General features: G+C 70.9%; 16 protein-coding genes. 6 read left to right on the top strand and 10 right to left on the bottom strand.

Annotation, left to right across the window (positions count from 1 at the left end; translation table 11 throughout):
* The 5 genes from prcA to arc form a co-directional block, all read right to left on the bottom strand.
* On the bottom strand, positions 1-855 hold the full coding sequence (gene prcA, locus ACN27J_RS04170) for a proteasome subunit alpha (protein ID WP_421363719.1): 855 nt from the start codon (positions 853-855) through the stop codon (positions 1-3).
* A 67-nt stretch (positions 856-922) separates the two neighbouring features.
* Positions 923-1,762 (bottom strand): proteasome subunit beta, encoded by an 840-nt coding sequence (gene prcB / locus ACN27J_RS04165; RefSeq protein WP_278169020.1) that lies wholly within the window; start codon positions 1,760-1,762, stop codon positions 923-925.
* A 130-nt stretch (positions 1,763-1,892) separates the two neighbouring features.
* On the bottom strand, positions 1,893-2,108 hold the full coding sequence (locus ACN27J_RS04160; RefSeq protein ID WP_123601515.1) for a ubiquitin-like protein Pup: 216 nt from the start codon (positions 2,106-2,108) through the stop codon (positions 1,893-1,895).
* 101 nt (positions 2,109-2,209) lie between these two features.
* Positions 2,210-3,727, bottom strand: a complete 1,518-nt coding sequence (gene dop / locus ACN27J_RS04155) for a depupylase/deamidase Dop (protein ID WP_421363717.1) — start codon at positions 3,725-3,727, stop codon at positions 2,210-2,212.
* A 190-nt stretch (positions 3,728-3,917) separates the two neighbouring features.
* Entirely contained in the window at positions 3,918-5,699 is a 1,782-nt protein-coding gene (arc, locus tag ACN27J_RS04150; RefSeq protein ID WP_123601513.1) for a proteasome ATPase, read from the bottom strand.
* A gap of 268 nt (positions 5,700-5,967) precedes the next feature.
* On the opposite strand from arc, the gene ACN27J_RS04145 reads away from it, so the two are divergent.
* Entirely contained in the window at positions 5,968-6,234 is a 267-nt protein-coding gene (locus tag ACN27J_RS04145; protein WP_421372108.1) for a ferredoxin, read from the top strand.
* A gap of 71 nt (positions 6,235-6,305) precedes the next feature.
* On the opposite strand, the gene ACN27J_RS04140 is transcribed toward ACN27J_RS04145, so the two are convergent.
* Genes ACN27J_RS04140 through ACN27J_RS04130 form a run of 3 tightly spaced genes read right to left on the bottom strand, consistent with a single transcriptional unit; the run spans position 6,306 to position 8,988 of the window.
* Positions 6,306-6,872, bottom strand: a complete 567-nt coding sequence (locus tag ACN27J_RS04140) for a hypothetical protein (protein ID WP_282230681.1) — start codon at positions 6,870-6,872, stop codon at positions 6,306-6,308.
* Positions 6,869-7,885, bottom strand: coding sequence for a tRNA (adenine-N1)-methyltransferase (locus tag ACN27J_RS04135; protein ID WP_421363714.1), 1,017 nt, complete (start codon positions 7,883-7,885; stop codon positions 6,869-6,871). The genes ACN27J_RS04140 and ACN27J_RS04135 overlap by 4 nt, the downstream gene beginning before the upstream one ends.
* Entirely contained in the window at positions 7,882-8,988 is a 1,107-nt protein-coding gene (locus ACN27J_RS04130; RefSeq protein WP_421372106.1) for a site-2 protease family protein, read from the bottom strand. The genes ACN27J_RS04135 and ACN27J_RS04130 overlap by 4 nt, the downstream gene beginning before the upstream one ends.
* 162 nt (positions 8,989-9,150) lie before the next feature.
* Between ACN27J_RS04130 and ACN27J_RS04125 the strand changes: the two genes are divergently transcribed.
* From ACN27J_RS04125 to ACN27J_RS04105, 5 genes are all read left to right on the top strand, one after another.
* Positions 9,151-10,059, top strand: coding sequence for a RecB family exonuclease (locus ACN27J_RS04125; protein WP_421363711.1), 909 nt, complete (start codon positions 9,151-9,153; stop codon positions 10,057-10,059).
* 65 nt (positions 10,060-10,124) lie between these two features.
* Positions 10,125-11,420, top strand: coding sequence for a sensor histidine kinase (locus ACN27J_RS04120; protein ID WP_421363708.1), 1,296 nt, complete (start codon positions 10,125-10,127; stop codon positions 11,418-11,420).
* On the top strand, positions 11,417-12,115 hold the full coding sequence (locus tag ACN27J_RS04115) for a response regulator (RefSeq protein WP_278169015.1): 699 nt from the start codon (positions 11,417-11,419) through the stop codon (positions 12,113-12,115). The genes ACN27J_RS04120 and ACN27J_RS04115 overlap by 4 nt, the downstream gene beginning before the upstream one ends.
* 169 nt (positions 12,116-12,284) lie before the next feature.
* The gene (locus ACN27J_RS04110) at positions 12,285-13,052 is read left to right on the top strand and encodes an ABC transporter ATP-binding protein (RefSeq protein WP_123601506.1); all 768 of its coding nucleotides are present in this window, start codon (positions 12,285-12,287) and stop codon (positions 13,050-13,052) included.
* Entirely contained in the window at positions 13,052-15,598 is a 2,547-nt protein-coding gene (locus ACN27J_RS04105) for an ABC transporter permease (RefSeq protein WP_421363705.1), read from the top strand. The genes ACN27J_RS04110 and ACN27J_RS04105 overlap by 1 nt, the downstream gene beginning before the upstream one ends.
* 42 nt (positions 15,599-15,640) lie before the next feature.
* Here ACN27J_RS04105 and ACN27J_RS04100 read toward each other — a convergent pair whose 3' ends face one another.
* Together ACN27J_RS04100 and ACN27J_RS04095 are read right to left on the bottom strand one after the other, a co-directional pair.
* Entirely contained in the window at positions 15,641-16,333 is a 693-nt protein-coding gene (locus ACN27J_RS04100) for an HAD family hydrolase (RefSeq protein WP_421372105.1), read from the bottom strand.
* 115 nt (positions 16,334-16,448) lie between these two features.
* Positions 16,449-17,207 (bottom strand): neutral zinc metallopeptidase, encoded by a 759-nt coding sequence (locus tag ACN27J_RS04095; protein ID WP_421363702.1) that lies wholly within the window; start codon positions 17,205-17,207, stop codon positions 16,449-16,451.
* Positions 17,208-17,390 lie beyond the last annotated feature (183 nt).

Raw genomic sequence — 17,390 nt, 5'->3', positions numbered from 1 at the left:
TCAGTCCTGTTCGGTGGTGCCGGAGTCGCCGGCGGCGTCCTCCAAGTCGGCGGAGGCGGCCGAGGAGGTCGGTTTCTCCGGCGTCGACTCGGGCACCCGGGGACCGCCGGACCGGCCCGCCTCTGCCGACGAGGGCTCGTCCGCCGAGGCGGCGGCACCCCCGTCGAGCAGCGCGGTCAACGCGGCACCGGTGATTCGACGGAAGGTCCGGCCACGGCGGCGACGGTCGAGCACCGCCACCTCCAACTGGTCGGCGGCGATGCTGCGGGTCGCACCGTTCTCGCCGCCCACTTCGGCCAGGGCCCGCACCGCGAGCCCGACGGCGTCGGACAGCGACATGTCGGCCCGATGGTCGGTACGCAGCACACCGGCGATCGTCTCGGCGTGACCGCCCATCGCCATCCACCCCGGCTCGTCGGTGACCGAGCCGTCGTAGGTCAACCGGTAGATCTCGTCAGCGGCCGGCTCCAGCCCGACCTCAGCGACGCAGATCTCCACCTCGAACGGCTTCGACTGCTCGGTGAAGATCGACCCAAGGGTCTGCGCGTACGCGTTGGCCAACGCCCGCCCGGTCACGTCGCGACGGTCGTAGCTGAGGCCGTTCAGGTCGGCCATCCGCACCCCCGCCCGGCGCAGATTCTCAAACTCGTTGTACTTGCCGACGGCGGCGAACCCGATCCGGTCGTAGATCTCGCTCACCTTGTGCAGGGCGCTGGACAGGTTCTCGGCGACGAACAGCACACCGCCCTCGAAGCTCAGCACCAGCGCGCTACGGCCCCGGGCGATGCCCTTGCGGGCAAGCTCGGAACGGTCCCGCATGATCTGCTCGGGCGAGGCGTAGAACTGCATTGCCACGGCGGCGGCTCTCCTTCGACCAGGTGGTAACGACTACAGCGGACGAGACAAGTCGGCACTCGCGGGTTCAGCCGCCCGGATTCTCGGTACGCGCGGCGACGACCGCCTCGGCGATCTGGGCCGACTCGGCATCGGTGAGCCGGTGGGTGCCGGCCGCCGTCGCGGTCATCACCACCGGGAAGATCCGGCGGGTCAGGTCGGGGCCGCCGGTGGCGGTGTCGTCGTCGGCGGCGTCGTACAGCGCCTCCACCGCGAGGCGGACCGCGTCGGCGCTACTCAGCCCGGAACGGTACCGCTTCTTCAGAGCCGCTTTCGCGAACAGCGACCCGGAGCCGATCGCGTCGAAACCGGTGGTCTCGTACGGACCGCCGGTGACGTCGAAGCTGAAGATCCGGCCGGCCTCGGCCGGATCGGTAGCGGCCAGGTCGAACCCGGCGAACAGCGGTACCACGGCCAGCCCTTGCAGCGCGGCACCGAGGTTGTTGCGGATCATCGACGCGAGGCGGTTCGCCTTGCCGTCCAGGGAGAGGACGGCGCCCTCCATCTTCTCGTAGTGTTCCAGCTCGACCTGGAACAACCGCATCAGCTCGATGCCGATGCCGGCGGTGCCGGCGATGCCAATCAACGAGTAGGCGTCAGCGGGATGCACCTTCTCGATGTCCCGGTTGGCGATCAGGTTGCCCATCGTCGCCCGGCGGTCACCAGCCATCACCACGCCTTCGGCAGTGACGAGCGTGACGATCGTCGTGGCGTGCGGACCGACGTCCGCGGACAGCCCGGGCGGCAGTGGGCGGCGCCCCGGCAGCAGATCCGGTGCGGCCGACGCCAGGAACTGGGTGAAGGAGGACGTTCCCGCGTTGGTGAACACGTCCGGAAGGCGTCCGGATGGATCGAATCCCGCTGCCACGTGGTCCCTCTCTGCAGAACGTGATCGCCTGACCGGGCCGCCGTGCCGGCACGGCGCCGGTCGAGGCCACCGGTGTGTTGGAGCAGACTAGCGTGCGCACCCGCTGGGTGCGATCTTCACCGCCGGCGAGCTACTCGCCGCCCTTCTGTACGTAGCCGCGGACGAACTCCTCGGCGTTCTCTTCCAGCACCGAGTCGATCTCGTCGAGCAGGTCATCGACGTCCTCGGTGATCTCAGCGTGCCGCTGCGCGGCCTCCGGATCCGTCTCGGTGACCGTCTCGTCGACTTCCTCGGCCCGGCGGGACTTGCCGGACTGGGACTGACCGCCGCTGTCACGGGTAGCCATCAGGTGCCTCCTCCACACGATCGCCTAGGTGAAACTTACCTCGCGGTGGCGACGGAACCGGCCGGCGTCGGCCACGTTCGCGCCAAGCGAACCTGGCCGGCTCAACCGCCGGTGAGCACCTCCAGCAGGTCCTTGGCGCTGGCGCACCGGTCGAACAGGTCGCCCACGTGGGCCTGGGTCCCCCGCTCCGGCTCCATCATCGGCACCCGGACCAGCGACTCCCGGCCTACGTCGAAGATGACCGAGTCCCAGCTGGCGGCGACCACCTCGGAGGCGTACTGCGCCAGGCACCGGCCGCGGAAGTAGGCCCGGGTGTCCGGTGGCGGCTCGACCATCGCGGCGCGGGTGGCGCCGTCATCGAGCAGGGTACGCATCGCTCCCCGACCCACCAGGCGGTGGTAGAGGCCCTTCTCCGGCCTGACGTCGGCGTACTGCAGGTCGACCAGCTGCAGTTTCGGCGAGGCCCAGGTGAGCCCTTCCCGCTCCCGGTAGCCGTCGAGCAGCCGCAGTTTCGCGACCCAGTCCAACTCCTGCGCGCAGGACAGCACATCCCGTCCCAGCCGGTCGAGCACGTCCTCCCAGCGGTCCAGCACGTCAGCCGTGGCCTCGTCGAGGTCGGTGCCGTACCGGTCGTCGACGAACGCCCTGGCCCGTTCGTAGAACGCCCACTGCAGGTCGAGCGCGGTGAGCCGACGGCCGTCGCGCAGCCGCATCAAATGCGCCAGGGACGGATCGTGGCTCACCGCCTTGAGCTCGGCCACCGGGTCTGCGATGCCCAGATCGGCGCCGAGCGCCTTCTCCTCGATCATGGTCAGGATCAACGAGGTGGTGCCGACCTTCAGGTAGGTGGAGATCTCCGAGAGGTTGGCGTCGCCGATGATCACGTGCAGCCGGCGGTACTTGTCGGCGTCGGCGTGCGGTTCGTCCCGGGTGTTGATGATCGGCCGCTTCAGAGTGGTCTCCAGGCCCACCTCGACCTCGAAGAAGTCGGCCCGCTGGGAGATCTGGAACCCGGCCTGGGAGCCGTCCTGGCCGATACCGACCCGGCCCGCACCGCAGACGATCTGCCGGGTGACGAAGAACGGCGTCAGGTACGCCACGATGTCGGCGAACGGCGTCTGCCGACGCATCAGGTAGTTCTCGTGGGCGCCGTAGCTGGCGCCCTTGTTGTCGGTGTTGTTCTTGTACAGCTGAATGGGGTGCGAACCGGGGATGGTCGCCGCGCGGCGGGCCGCCTCCGCCATCACCCGCTCCCCCGCCTTGTCCCACCGGACCAGGTCCAGCGGGTTGGTGACCTCGGGGGTGGAGTACTCGGGGTGGGCGTGGTCGACGTAGAGCCGGGCGCCGTTGGTGAGGATCACGTTGGCCAGGCCGAGATCCTCGTCGGCGAGGGCCTCCGCCGGATCGTAGGCCGCCCCCGAGTAGGTGAAGCCCCGGGCGTCACGCAGCGGCGACTCCTCCTCGTAGTCCCACCGGGCCCGACCGCCCCGGTTCAGCTCGGGTCGGGCGCCGTAGGCGTTGACCACCTGGGAGGAGGTGACCATCGGGTTGGCTCCGGGCTGGCCGGGCACGGAGATCCCGTACTCCACCTCGGTGCCCATGATCCGCCGCACACTCATGCCGTTACCTCATCGCTTCCGTCGGCGCCCGTCATGTCGAGCGTAGTCCGCGCACCGACGGAACCGGACGTTGGCGTGTCCGCGTGGTCACGCGGGGGCGCGTCGGACACCGGTCCCGTGGCGCGCATGGACCGCGCCGCGGGACCGGTGTCCCTCACCCCGAGGCGGGGTGCGGGACACCGGACCGTGGTCAGAGGTACTGCCCGGTGTTGCTGGCCGTCTCGATCGACCGGCCGGCCTCCGCGCCCTTGCCGCCGGAGACGAGGGTACGGATGTAGACGATCCGCTCCCCCTTCTTGCCGGAGATCCGGGCCCAGTCGTCCGGGTTGGTGGTGTTGGGCAGATCCTCGTTCTCCCGGAACTCGTCGACGCACGCGTCGAGCAGGTGCTGCAACCGCAGACCCTTGCGCCCGGAGGTGAGGAACTCCTTGATCGCCATCTTCTTGCCCCGGTCGACGATGTTCTGGATCATCGCGCCGGAGTTGAAGTCCTTGAAGTACAGGACCTCCTTGTCCCCGTTGGCGTAGGTCACCTCGAGGAACCGGTTCTCGTCGGTCTCCGAGTACATCCGCAGCACCACGGCGTCGATCATGGCTGCCACGGTGGCCTGCGGATCGTCGCCGTGCTCGGTGAGGTCGTCCGGGTGCAGCGGCAGCCCGGTGAGGATGTACTTGGAGAAGATGTCCTTGGCCGCCTCGGCGTCCGGACGCTCGATCTTGATCTTGACGTCCAGCCGGCCGGGCCGCAGGATCGCCGGATCGATCATGTCCTCCCGGTTGGAGGCACCGATCACGATCACGTTCTCCAGGCCCTCGACCCCGTCGATCTCGCTCAGCAACTGCGGAACGATGGTGTTCTCCACGTCCGAGGAGACACCGGAACCGCGGGTCCGGAAGACCGAGTCCATCTCATCGAAGAACACGATCACCGGAGTACCCTCGCCGGCCTTCTCCCGGGCCCGCTGGAAGATCAGCCGGATGTGCCGCTCGGTCTCACCGACGTACTTGTTGAGCAGCTCAGGGCCCTTGATGTTGAGGAAGTAGCTGGTGTGCTTCTCCTCACCCCGCCGCTCGGCGATCTTCTTGGCCAGGGAGTTGGCCACCGCCTTGGCGATCAGCGTCTTGCCACACCCGGGCGGACCGTAGAGCAGGATGCCCTTCGGTGGACGCAGGTGGTGCTCACGGAACAGCTCCGCGTGCAGGAACGGCAGCTCGACCGCGTCCCTGATCTGCTCAATCTGGGCGTGCAGGCCGCCGATGTCGGTGTAGTCGACGTCCGGCACCTCCTCCAGCACCAGCTCCTCGACCTCGCTCTTCGGGATCCGCTCGTAGGCGTACGCCGACCGCGGCTCGATCATCAGCGAGTCGCCGGCCCGCAGCGCGCTGCCAACCAGCGTCTGCGCCAGGTGCACCACCCGCTCCTCGTCGGCGTGCGAGATGACCAGAGCGCGGTCACTCGGCTCGCCGGTCGGGTTGTCGAGGAGTTCCTTGAGCATCACCACCTCACCGACCCGCTCGTACCCGAACGCGTCGACCACGTTGAGCGCGTCGTTGAGCAGGACCTCCTGGCCGCGTTGGAGCTCGTCGGCGTCCAACGATGGGGAGAGCGCCACCCGCAGCTTCCGGCCGCCGGTGAAGACATCCACCGTGCCATCCGCGTGTCGGGCCAGGAAGACGCCGTACCCGCTGGGCGGTTGCGCCAGCCGGTCGATCTCCTCCTTGAGCGTGACGATCTGGGCCCGGGCTTCCTTGAGGGTCGCCACGAGCCGTTCGTTGTTCTCGGTCAGTCGGGCCAGCTGCGCCTGCGCTGCCGCCAGCCGTTCCTCGAGCTGCCGGACGTGTCGGGGGCTTTCGGTCAACTTGCGCCGCACCAGAGCGAGTTCCTCTTGAAGAAACGCGACCTGGGTGGAGAGATCGTGGGCCTCCTTCTCCCACCGTGCGGCGCGCGAATCCGCGTCGTCGCTGCGTGCCACGTCCCACCTCCCCGGGGGCTAAAACGTACTGCCCTAACACTAGCCGTTTGCCGGACGTTTCGAACCCACGCAACACAGTCGTCCCACAACCTTGATCGCCCGGGCACGTCACAAGCGGCCGACGGACGCCTGGCCGGCCGGTCCCACGGCGTGTCGGGTACCGTCGGGACGCGAGGACGGGCACGACCCAGGGAGGTGCGCGGTGACGACCCCGACCGAGACCCGGTCCCCCGGAGAGCCGGGCGAAACGGCATCAACCGACACGGAGCTGCAGGTCTGGGTCGACCAGGACCTCTGCACCGGGGACGGGCTGTGCGTGCAGTACGCCCGGGACGTCTTCGAGTTCGACATCGACGGACTCGCCTACGTCAAGGACGCCTCCGGCGAACTACAGGTCGCCGAGGGCGCCCGGGTCGCCGTCCCCGAACGGCTGCGGCTCGACGTGATCGACGCGGCCAAGGACTGTCCCGGCGAGTGCATCCACGTGGTCCGCGCGGACGACCAGGCCGAGGTCAGCGGACCGGACGCCGGTTAGCCACCCGGTCTACCGGTACGGCTTGCTGCCCGCCGGTACGGCCAACCTGCCCCACGGATGTGTGACCCACGTCACAGTAGCGGACGGCCCACCACCGAGGCGACCACCCGGGCGAACTCCTCGAGCCGCGCGATCTGCCCCGAACCACCGTCGTCGAGCGTCTTGCCGAACCGCAGCGCGTCGTGCCGGGGGCCGAGATGCTCTTCCGGTTGTGTCTCGTCCTGCGAACTGAGCAGCAGGTAGACGTCGACGCTGTCCACCCGGATCTGCCCGGTCGGCGTACGGGTCAGCCGGCGACGGCAGCCGACCTCGGTGACCGTGGACAACGGCACCACCCGCAGCGACGACGTCATCGACCCGACCGGCCCGTCCCCCGGCGGGACGTCCTCACCGTGCCACAGGACCATCCGGCTGCCGTCGCAGATCGCCACCTCCTGCCAGACCCCGTTGACCTCGTTGACGAACCGCTCGAGGGTGAAGGCGAGAACCTCGGCACCCGCCAGCACGCCACCGAGCGCCTCCAGCGCGACGTCCGGATCCCGCAGGTACGCCCGGCTGGCCGCGTCCAGCTCCGGATAGGGCGACCAGTCGGGGAAGACCGCCGGCAACTCGCCACCACCGAACGCGGGCCGGCTCATGCCGAACCCGTCCCGGCCACCGTGCCCAGCGACGCCGCCGGCCCTTCGGCCCCGTTGGGTGACGCCGGGCCGGCGGCGTCGGACGGCACTGGTGCACCGGCGTGGTCCCGGCGGCGCGCCGCGTACGCCTCCGCTCCCTTGCTCGGCTTGCGCCGCCGCGGCGGCGCGCTCACCCCCGGCGCCAACCGGCGGGCCGACACCAGGAACGCGGTATGCCCGATCATCCGGTGGTCGGGCCGCACCGCCAGCCCGTCGACATGCCAGTCCCGCACCAGCGACTCCCACGCCCGGGGCTCGGTGAACCCGCCGTCGGCGCGCAACGCCTCGACCAGTTCGCTCAGCTGCGGCGTGGTGGCGACGTAACCGACGAAGACCCCGCCGGGCAGCAACGCCCGAGCCACCAGGTCCAGCACCTCCCACGGCGTCAACATGTCCAGGATGATCCGGTCGAAGCCGACATCCGGGCAGGATGCGACATCACCGACGTGCAGCCGCCACGCCGGGTGCGGGCCACCGAAGAACGCCTGCACGTTGGCCCGAGCCACCTCGGCGAAGTCCGCCCGGGCCTCGTACGAGTGCACCTCACCGTCGGTGCCGACGGCGCGCAGCAGCGAACAGGTCAGCGCGCCCGACCCGGCACCGGCCTCCAGCACCCGGGCCCCCGGGAACACGTCACCCATCGCCACGATCTGCGCGGCGTCCTTCGGATAGATCACCTGGGCCCCGCGCGGCATGCTCAGCACATAGTCGGCCAGCAGCGGACGCAGCGCGAGGTACGCGGTACCGCCGGCCGACGTCACCACGCTGCCTTCGGGCAGGCCGATCAGCTCGTCGTGCGCCAGGGCACCGCGATGGGTGTGGAACGACCGGCCGGCAGCGAGCGTGACGGTGTGCATCCGCCCCTTCGGGTCGGTCAACTGCACCCGGTCGCCCGGCTGGAAGGGGCCGCGCCGGGTGGAGATCGGCGTGGTACTGACGTCGCCGGATGCCACGGCGGTCGGCGGAGGGGTCACGGGCTCATCTTTCGGTTCGGTTCCAACAACTGCGCCAGATCGGCGACGTGCAGCACGCCGATCACGTCCTCGCCCCGGGTCACCAGGTACTGCGCGCCCGGATGTTCCTGCACGGTACGGACGACCTGCTCGCCGGTGAGGTCGACCGGGATCCGGCGTACCCCGTCGATACCGCGCGCGACGGTGTCGACCGCCACCCACGGGCGGCGCTCCGGCGGGACCGCCGCGGCCGCGGCCCGGTCCACCAGCGCGACCAACCGGCCGACCGAGTCCGTCACCGCCAAGGCCGGCTCCCGGCCACCCGGCTGCGCCGGGTGGGGGCCGGCGACCCGACGCTGCGCCTCGGCCAACGGCGTGCCGCTCGGCACCGGAAAGACCGGCTGGGCGAGCATCGCCAGGTTGACCAACGGGAACCGGCGGCCGATGCGCGCGACCCGGATCGACTGGCCGGCACCCTGCCAGAGGGTGAACGCCACCAGCAGCATGAAGATCAGCCCGAACGGGGACAGGATACCGGCCACCGTGAGCAGCACCACCAGGCCGGCGGTGCCCGCCGCCACGGCCCGACCGACCCAACCGGCGGCCTCGGTGCCGACGTGGCGGTCCCTGGTCACCGCCCAGACCGCGGCACGCAGCGCGCGCCCGCCGTCGAGGGGCAGCCCCGGCAACGCGTTGAACACCGCCACCAGCAGGTTCGCCGCCGCCAACTGGAACGCCAACTGGTCGATCAACGTACGGTCCGGCAGCAGCACGGTGGCCACCACCGCGACCAGGCCCAGGACCAGCGACACCGCCGGACCGGCCAGCGACACCAGCAGGTCGACCTTGGGGGTCGGGGCGTCCCGGTCCATTTCGGTGTAGCCGCCGAGCATCTCCAGGGTGATCCCGCGAACGCCGATGCCGTAGCGGCGGGCGGTCAACGCGTGACCCAGCTCGTGCAGCAGCACCGAACCGAGCAGACAGACCACGAAGCCCAGGCCGACCGCGTACCGGGCCGGCTGCGGCACGTCCAACTGGGTACGGACGAACTCGCCGTACAGCACGGTGACCAGGATCGCGAGGAACAGCACCGAGGTGTGGAGGTGCACCGGGAAGCCGAGCACCCGGCCGAGGCTGATCCCCGGCCGCCGGTCGGGGCGCCGGTCGGGGCGTTTCGCGGTGTCCTCCATCGGGTTGATGCTACGGAACGCCGTACCGCCCGGCGCGCACGGTTTGTCGCCGAGCCGCCGGCCGGATTGTCACACCGGTGCCATACCCTGCGTGCCATGACGGCGGAAACGGTGCACGGCACGACGATCGGTCCGGACGGCGCACCCGAGGTCGAACCACCCCGGCTGGCCACCTTGTCGCCGTCTCGGGCGGCCGATTTCAAGACCTGCCCGCTGCTGTACCGGTTCCGCAGCATCGACCGGCTACCCGAGCGGACCACCGTCGACCAGGCCCGGGGCACCCTGGTCCACGCCGTCCTGGAACGGTTGTTCGATCTGCCGGCCGACCAGCGCACCCCGGCCGCGGCCGCCGCCCTGGTCGCCCCGCAGTGGCAACGGCTGCTGGACACCGACCCGACGCTGGCCGACGTCGTCACCACCGGGCCGGCGGAACCGGCGTCCGACGAGCCGGCGCCCCGCCCGGAACTGGACGAGTTCCTGGCCGCCGCCCGGCACCTGCTCGACGGCTACTTCACCGTCGAGGATCCCCGCCGGCTGGAACCGGCCGAACGGGAGAGCCTGGTAAACGCGGTGGTCGACGGACAGCTGCTGATCCGCGGCTACATCGACCGGCTGGACGTCTCCCCCGGCGGGGACCTGCGGGTGGTCGACTACAAGACCGGCGGTGCCCCGCGCGAGGCGTTCGAGTCCCGGGCGCTGTTCCAGCTGAAGTTCTACGCCCTGGTGCTGTGGCGCACCCGCGGCGTCGTCCCCCGGGTGCTCCGGCTGCTGTACCTGCGCGACGCCGAGATCTGCGACTACACCCCGGACGCCGAGGAGCTGCAGCGGTTCGAACGCACCGTCCTGGCGCTGTGGCGGGCGATCCTGCAGGCCACCGAGAGCCGGGACTTCCGCCCCAAACAGAGCCGGCTCTGCGACTGGTGCAGCTACCAGACGTACTGCCCGGTGTACGGCGGGACCCCGCCGCCCTTTCCCGACCTGGCGCAGGACCCGGTCTCCTCCTGAGGGAGGAGAACAGGTTCGCACCGTGGTGGGCGCGACGCCACCGCCGTACCGGATACCGTCGCGGCATGGAGACCACCGAGCCGGACCGGTCCACCGGACCACACCGGTCCCGGTGGTGGTGGCGGTGGTGGCGTAGGGCCCGGAGCACCGGCACGACCGGGCCGGTACCGTCGGTGCTGGCCCGCGACGGTCTGCTCGCCGCCGCGGTCATCCTGGTCGATCTGGCCCTGCACGGGCTCGGCCCGGCCGGCCAGCCGAGTCCCGGGCCGGACCTCGGCTGGCCGGCCGTCGTCGGCTGGAGCCTGATCGCGGCGGCGCCGATCGCGGTACGTCGGGTCGTCGTCTGGCCGGCCGTGCTGGCCAGCGCCGCGCTGGTGGCCGTCCCGCTGCTGACCGGCCACGAGCCGGTGAGCATGGCGCTCGCACTGGTGATCCTGACCTACACCGCGGCCTGCTGGCTGGCGCTGCGCCCGGCGGTCGCCGCCGCCGCCGTACTGTGGCTGCCGGTGCTGACCGTCAACGCGGTGCTGCCACAGGGCACCGAACTGCCGGGAATCTCCCGGATGTACCTGCTGTTCGTCAACGGGCTGACCATGCTGGTCGCCTTCTTCATCGGGCGGACCGTGCACGCCCGCCGGTCGGCGACGCGGACGCTGGCCGAACGCGCCCGGGTAGCCGAGGAGAACCAGCGGGCCGCTGCGGACCAGGCGGTCGCCGACGAACGGCGACGGATCGCCCGGGAGCTGCACGACGTCGTCGCCCACCACGTCAGCGTGATGGGGGTGCTGGCCACCGGTGCCCGACGGGTACTGCACCGCGACCCGGCCGCCGCCGACGAGGCGCTCGGCACCATCGCCGACACCAGCCGCAGCACGTTACGGGAGATGCGTCGGCTGCTCGACGTCCTGCGCACCGACGCCGAACCGGCCGCCGCCGAGCTCACCCCGCAGCCAGGGCTCGGCGGCATCGAGTCCCTGGTCGAGCAGATCCGCGAGGCCGGTCTGCCGGTGACCCTGCGAATCGACGGGGTACCCGGGGACCTGGATCCCGGTGTGACGCTGACCCTCTACCGGATCGTCCAGGAGGCGCTCACCAACGCGCTCAAGCACGCCGGAGCGGCAACCGCCGAGGTGCGGCTCAGCTTCGGCGTCTACTGGCTGATCGTCGAGGTCTTCGACACCGGCCGCGGTCCCGGTCCGGACCGCGGCCGGGTCGGGCACGGTCTGGTCGGGATGCGGGAGCGGGTCGCCCTGTACGGTGGCACGCTGCGGACCGGCCCGCGCCCGGGCGGTGGCTTCCGCATCTACGCCAAGCTGCCGATGGAGCAGCTGGGGGCGGCTACCCGACAAGGAGCACCGTGAGCGAACCCGGCATCGCCGCGCCGTCCACCACCCGTCCGGTGCGGATCCTGCTCGCCGACGACCAACCGCTGCTGCGCACCGGATTCCGGATGGTCCTCGGCGCCGAGGACGACCTGGACATCGTCGGCGAGGCGGCGGACGGAGCGGAAGCCGTCGACCTGGCCCGCCGGCTCCTGCCCGACGTCGTGCTGATGGACATCCGGATGCCCCGGATGGACGGGGTGGCGGCGACCCGGGCGATCGTCGACGCCCGGCTGCCGGTCCGGGTCCTCATCCTCACCACTTTCGACCTCGACGAGTACGTGGTGGGGGCGCTGCGCGCCGGTGCCAGCGGCTTCCTGGCCAAGGACGTGCCCGCCGAGGACCTGGTGGCCGCCATCCGGACAGTGGCGGTCGGTGAGGCCGTGGTGGCCCCCCGGATCCTGCGCCGGCTGTTGGACAAGTTCGCGCTCACCCTGCCCGACCCGGACGCGGCACCGCCGAAGGCGCTGGATGTGCTCACCGAACGGGAACGTGAAGTGCTCATCCAGATGGCCCGAGGGCTGTCCAACGCCGAGATCGCCACCACCCTGTCGGTCAGCGAAACCACCATCAAGACCCACGTCGGACACGTGCTGACCAAACTCCGGCTGCGGGACCGGGTCCAGGCCGTGGTGCTGGCGTACGAGTCCGGCCTGGTCCGCCCTGGCGGATGAGTCCGACCTGAGCCTGCCCTGGCGGATGAGTCCGGCCCGTTGGGATCATCCTCAGGTCGGAGGAGCGCCCCCGTCGTGGACGGAGTGGTGAACCGTACCCGGGCAGGACCCAGTCACAGCGCCCGGAACATACCGTTGGCGACAGACAACAACGGTAGGAGCCTCCGACGTGACAACGACGACAGCGACCGGACCGGCTGCCCGGGCAGCCGACGTGTGGAAGGTGTACGGCACCGGCGAAGCCCAGGTGATCGCCCTGCACGGCGTCACCCTCGACCTGGAACCCGCCCGCTTCACCGCCATCATGGGGCCGTCCGGCTCCGGCAAGTCCACCCTGATGCACTGCCTCGCCGGGCTCGACACCGTCACCCGCGGCACCATCACCATCGGCGACACCACAGTCACCGGACTCAACGACACCGGGCTGACCAGACTCCGCCGGGACAAACTCGGCTTCATCTTCCAGCAGTTCAACCTCCTCCCCACGCTCACCGCCGAGGAGAACATTCTGCTGCCCATGGCTATCGCCGGCCGCAAACCCGACCCGGCCTGGTTCGACACCGTGATCGACACCGTCGGCCTGCGCGACCGCCTGCACCACCGACCCACCCAGCTGTCCGGCGGCCAGCAGCAGCGGGTCGCCTGCGCCCGCGCCCTCGTCGCCCGCCCCGACGTCGTCTTCGCCGACGAGCCGACCGGCAACCTCGACTCCCGCGCCGGCGCCGACGTCCTCGGGTTCCTGCGCAACTCGGTACGCGACCACCAGCAGACCATCGTCATGGTCACCCACGACCCGGTCGCCGCCTCCTACTCCGACCGCGTCGTCTTCCTCGCCGACGGCCGGATCGTCGACGAGCTACAGCAGCCGACCGCCGAGGCGGTCCTCGACCGGCTGAAGGGCCTCGACGTCGCGGCGATCGAGCAGGAGCAGGCCTGATGCTGCGCGCCACGTTGAAGAGTCTGCTCTCCCGCAAGCTGCGGCTGGTGCTGTCCGGGGTGGCGATCATCCTCGGGGTGCTGTTCGTTTCCAGCGCCACGGTGCTCACCGACAGCTTGAGCAGCCGCTTCGAACGGCTCTTCCAGACCGTCAACGCGGACGTCGCCGTTCAGGTGCAGGCGGCCGATACGGCCGGTCAGCAGGCGGAGCCGCCGCTGCTGACCGACGCTGACCTGGATCGCATCGCCGCTATCAACGGGGTGGCGTCGGTCACCGGTGACGCCAGTTCGACCGGGGTGATCCCGTTCCGGGCCGCCGACGGCAAGGCGGTGCCGAGCCAGGCACCGCAGCTGGGCATCGGCCTGACCGCCGCCGGCGACGACGACGCGCTGCTCCAGGTCGCCGAGGGACGCACGCCCAGCGCCGACGACGAGGTCGCGGTGACCCGGTTGACCGCCGAGCAGGCCGGCGTCACGGTCGGCGACCGGCTCCGGGTGTACGTCTCCAGCGCCTACCAGGCCAGCGAGTACGACGTGGTGGGCCTGCTGGAGTACAGCGGGGGCAGGTCCACCCTCGGCGGCGAGACACTGGTCGCCTTCACCGTGCCACAGGCACAGCAGTTGTTCTACGGCGAGACCGGGGTGTTCGGCGCGGCACAGTTGACCGCCGACCCTGGCGTCACCGACGACGAGCTCAAGCGGCTGGTGGCCGACGGGCTGCCGACCGGGTTCGAGGCGGTGACCGGCGCGGAGCTCGCCGACGAGCAGGCGTCCCAGTTCACCCAGCTGCTGACCTTCGTCAACTGGTTCTTCCTCGGGTTCGCGCTGATCGCGTTGCTGGTCGGCATGTTCCTGATCTTCAACACGTTCAACATCCTGGTCGCGCAGCGGTCCCGCGAGCTGGCCCTGCTCCGGGCACTGGGTGCCAGCTGGGCCCAGGTCACCTCGGCGGTGCTGATCGAGGCGCTGGTCGTCGGCGTGATCGCGGCCACCCTCGGCCTGGCGGCCGGCATCGGCGTCGCCGCCGGCCTGCAGTTCCTGGCAGTCGACGCGCTGTCGCTGCCCGCTGGCGGGCTGATCGTCTCACCGGTCGCGATCCTGGCGTCCTACCTGGTCGGTGTACTGATGACCATGGTCGCGGCGTTGATTCCGGCGATCCGCGCCTCGGCGGTCCCGCCGGTGGCCGCGATGCGCGACGTGGTCCGCCCGGACCGGTCGCTGACCGGGCTCACCATCACCGGCGGGGTGGTCACCGCGCTCGGCGCGGGGCTGCTGGCCGTGGGTCTGATCGGTGTCTCCGGGCTGACCGCCGTCGCGCTCGGCGGTGGCGTGCTGCTGTCGATCATCGGCGTGGCGCTGCTGTCGCCCGCCCTCACCCGTCCGGTGGCCGGCACCGTCGGGCGCCTGGTCAGCTGGGGTACGGCGACCGGTCTCGGCCGACGCAACACGCTGCGCAACCCGCGGCGTACCGCCGTCACCGCCGCCGCCCTGATGATCGGGGTGACCCTGGTCAGCACCATCGCGGTGATCGGGTCGTCGTTGAAGGCGACCACCACCGACCTGGTGGAGAACGGCCTCGGGGCCGAGATCATCATCTTGACCAACGGCCAGCAACTGCCGACCGGGCGGGAGGGCTTCGACCCCGCACGCCTCGACCAGGTAGCCGAGATCGACGGCGTGACCGGCACTGTCGCGTACCACATCGCGGTGCTGACCGCCGACGGCCGCCCCAACCAGCTCATCTCCGCCACGGACCTGTCACAGGCCGGCCCGATGTTCGCCTTCGAGACCGTACAGGGCCGCCTCGACGCCGGCGACGGCGAAACGGTGGTGGACGTGAACACCGCGGAGTCCAACGGATGGACGGTCGGCGACGACATCGTCATCGACATGCCACGTGGCGGCGAGCGGACCTACGAACTCGTCGGCGTCTACCGCACCGCGCTCACCGCCGGGCTGATCCTGCCCGAGTCCCAGGTGCAGTACCTCGCCGGGCCGCTGGCCTACCAGGGGTTCGTCGCCACCACCCCGGACGCCGACGTGCAGCGGATCGTCGCCGAGACCGAGGCGCTGATGGCCGACTACCCGTTGGTGACGGTCGGCGACCGCAGCAGCTTCGTCGAGCAGCAGAACCAGCTGGTCGACATCCTGCTCAGCATCTTCTACGTACTGCTGGCCCTCGCCGTGCTGGTGGCCTTCATCGGGATCGTCAACACGCTGGTGCTGAGCATCTACGAACGCACCCGGGAACTCGGGCTGCTACGCGCGGTGGGGATGAGCCGACGCCAGGTCCGCCGGATGGTCCGCGTCGAGTCACTGCTGATGGCCGTCTTCGGTTGTCTACTCGGCGTGGCGTTGGGCGTGGCGCTCGGACTGGCCGCGTCGTTCGCGATGCGCAGCCAGGACGTGCTGTCTGTGGTCAGCGTGCCGGTCGGCCAACTTGTCGGGTTCGTCGTCGCCGCCGCGCTGGCCGGCGTGGTCGCCGCCTGGTGGCCGGCCTGGCGGGCGTCCCGGTTGAACGTACTGCAGGCGATCTCGCACGAGTGACCGGCCAGGCCGGTTGACGGGCAGCCCGGAGCGGGCTGCCCGTCAACCGGCGGCGACGGGCAGATCGGCCCGGTACGCGGCGAGCAGCGCGGTCAGATCGGCCACGGTCACGTCGCACAGGCTCGCCCGTACCTGGACCCGGTCCGGCACCGGAAACACCGCCTCGGCCGGCACCGCGAGCACCGCCGCCCCGGCGGCGTGCGCGCTGGCCACCCCGGCCGGGGAATCCTCGACCGCCACGCAGTCCACCGCCGACACGCCGAGGGCGGCCGCAGCGGCCAGGTACGGGGCCGGATCGGGTTTGGTCGCCGGCACCTCGTCTCCGCAGCACACCACGTCGAAGTTGTGCCGCCCGATGGTGTGCAGCGCCACGTCCACCAGGGCGCGCTCGGTCGAGGTGACCAGCGCGGTGCGGAGGCCGGCCGTCCGTACCGCCCGGACCAGCTCGAACGCGCCCGGCCGGGCCGGGACGCCGGCGTTGAACAGGGCGGTGACCCGACGGGTCAGCCAGGCGGCGCCGGTCGCCGGATCCCGCCACGGCTGGCCCAGGTCCTCATGCAGCAGCCCCATCGTGGTGGCCATGTCCGAACCCACCATCGCCAACCGCGCCTCGGCGGACAGCTGCCCGCCGTAGTGCACGGCCAGCTCCCGCAGGGCCACGTCCCAGAGCTTCTCGCTGTCGATCAACGTTCCGTCCATGTCGAACAGGACGGCGGCGGGTGGCGGGGTGTTCAGCGGAACCTCCCTGGTCGGGACACGACGGGTGTCCCCCGATCCTGCCTGATCGCAGCGTCGTCGCCCAGCCGGCGACGCGACAGCGCAGCGGGCAGGCTGCCTCGGCCGGCGTCGGTCAGGTCAGGTCACACCCGGCCAGCGACCGGTCGTACCCGTTGAAGAACGCCGCGATCCGCTGATCGGCGGTGCCGTGCGAGCCCTCCTCGAACCACGGCTGGTCGGGATCGTCCGCCACGGTCGCCAGACCGCGTTGGAACTCCTCCAGGTCACCGTCGTCGAGCTGCAGCGTGCCGTCGCGTACCGAGTCACCGAGATAGGCCCCGGCCAGGCAGTCGGCGGCCAGCTCCCGCTGGATGCTGAACCGGTACTCCAGGTCCAGCCGCACCTGGATGCCGTGCGCGTATTCATGGCCGATGAGGTAGAACAGGAACGAGTCGCCGACCGTCTGGAACACGTCGAATGCCCAGTTCGCGTCGTAGGCGATGAACTCGGACCCGCTGGTCAGGCAGTAGACCGCGTTGTTACTCGGAATGAGCTGGTCGCCGCAGCTCAGTTCGCCGTCGCGCTGGTAGGCGATCGCCTGCCCGATCGGCTCGAACGACGCACCGAACCCGGCGAACCGCTGCGACCAGTACTCGTCGGCGAGAGCTTCGGCACCCGCGATGTCCTGCTCGAACTCCTCGACCGTGTCGGTGCCGTCGAGCGACCCGTCGGCCGCCCCGGTGGCACCGCCCCCGGGCACCGCCGGCTGGTTGGGTTCACCCGGCCCGGCGTCGGGCAGCGGCACCGCGGCGCAGGCCGCCGCCGCGACGACGGCGGCACACAACGCCACCAGCTGAAACCGGCTGCGGACACGGTCGCCGGGCTGGCGCATACCGGCCTCCTCGCTCAGTTGTCGGACGGCGACGCGTGGCCGTCTGCGGTCCATGCTGCCCCAGTTGCGCAATACGTACGGCGGCGGTGCGCGGATCAGGCCGCCGGCGGAGCCGGCGCGGCCACCGGGCCGGGTCGTCGACCGGCACGTAGGCTGACAGGGTGAGGCACGACAACTACCCCG

It is taken from the genome of Solwaraspora sp. WMMB762 (genome assembly GCF_049179115.1).
Taxonomy (GTDB): Bacteria; Actinomycetota; Actinomycetes; order Mycobacteriales; family Micromonosporaceae; genus Micromonospora_E.
The sequence above is the reverse complement of the archived record's forward strand: the minus strand, read 5'-3'. Positions and strand labels throughout refer to the sequence as shown.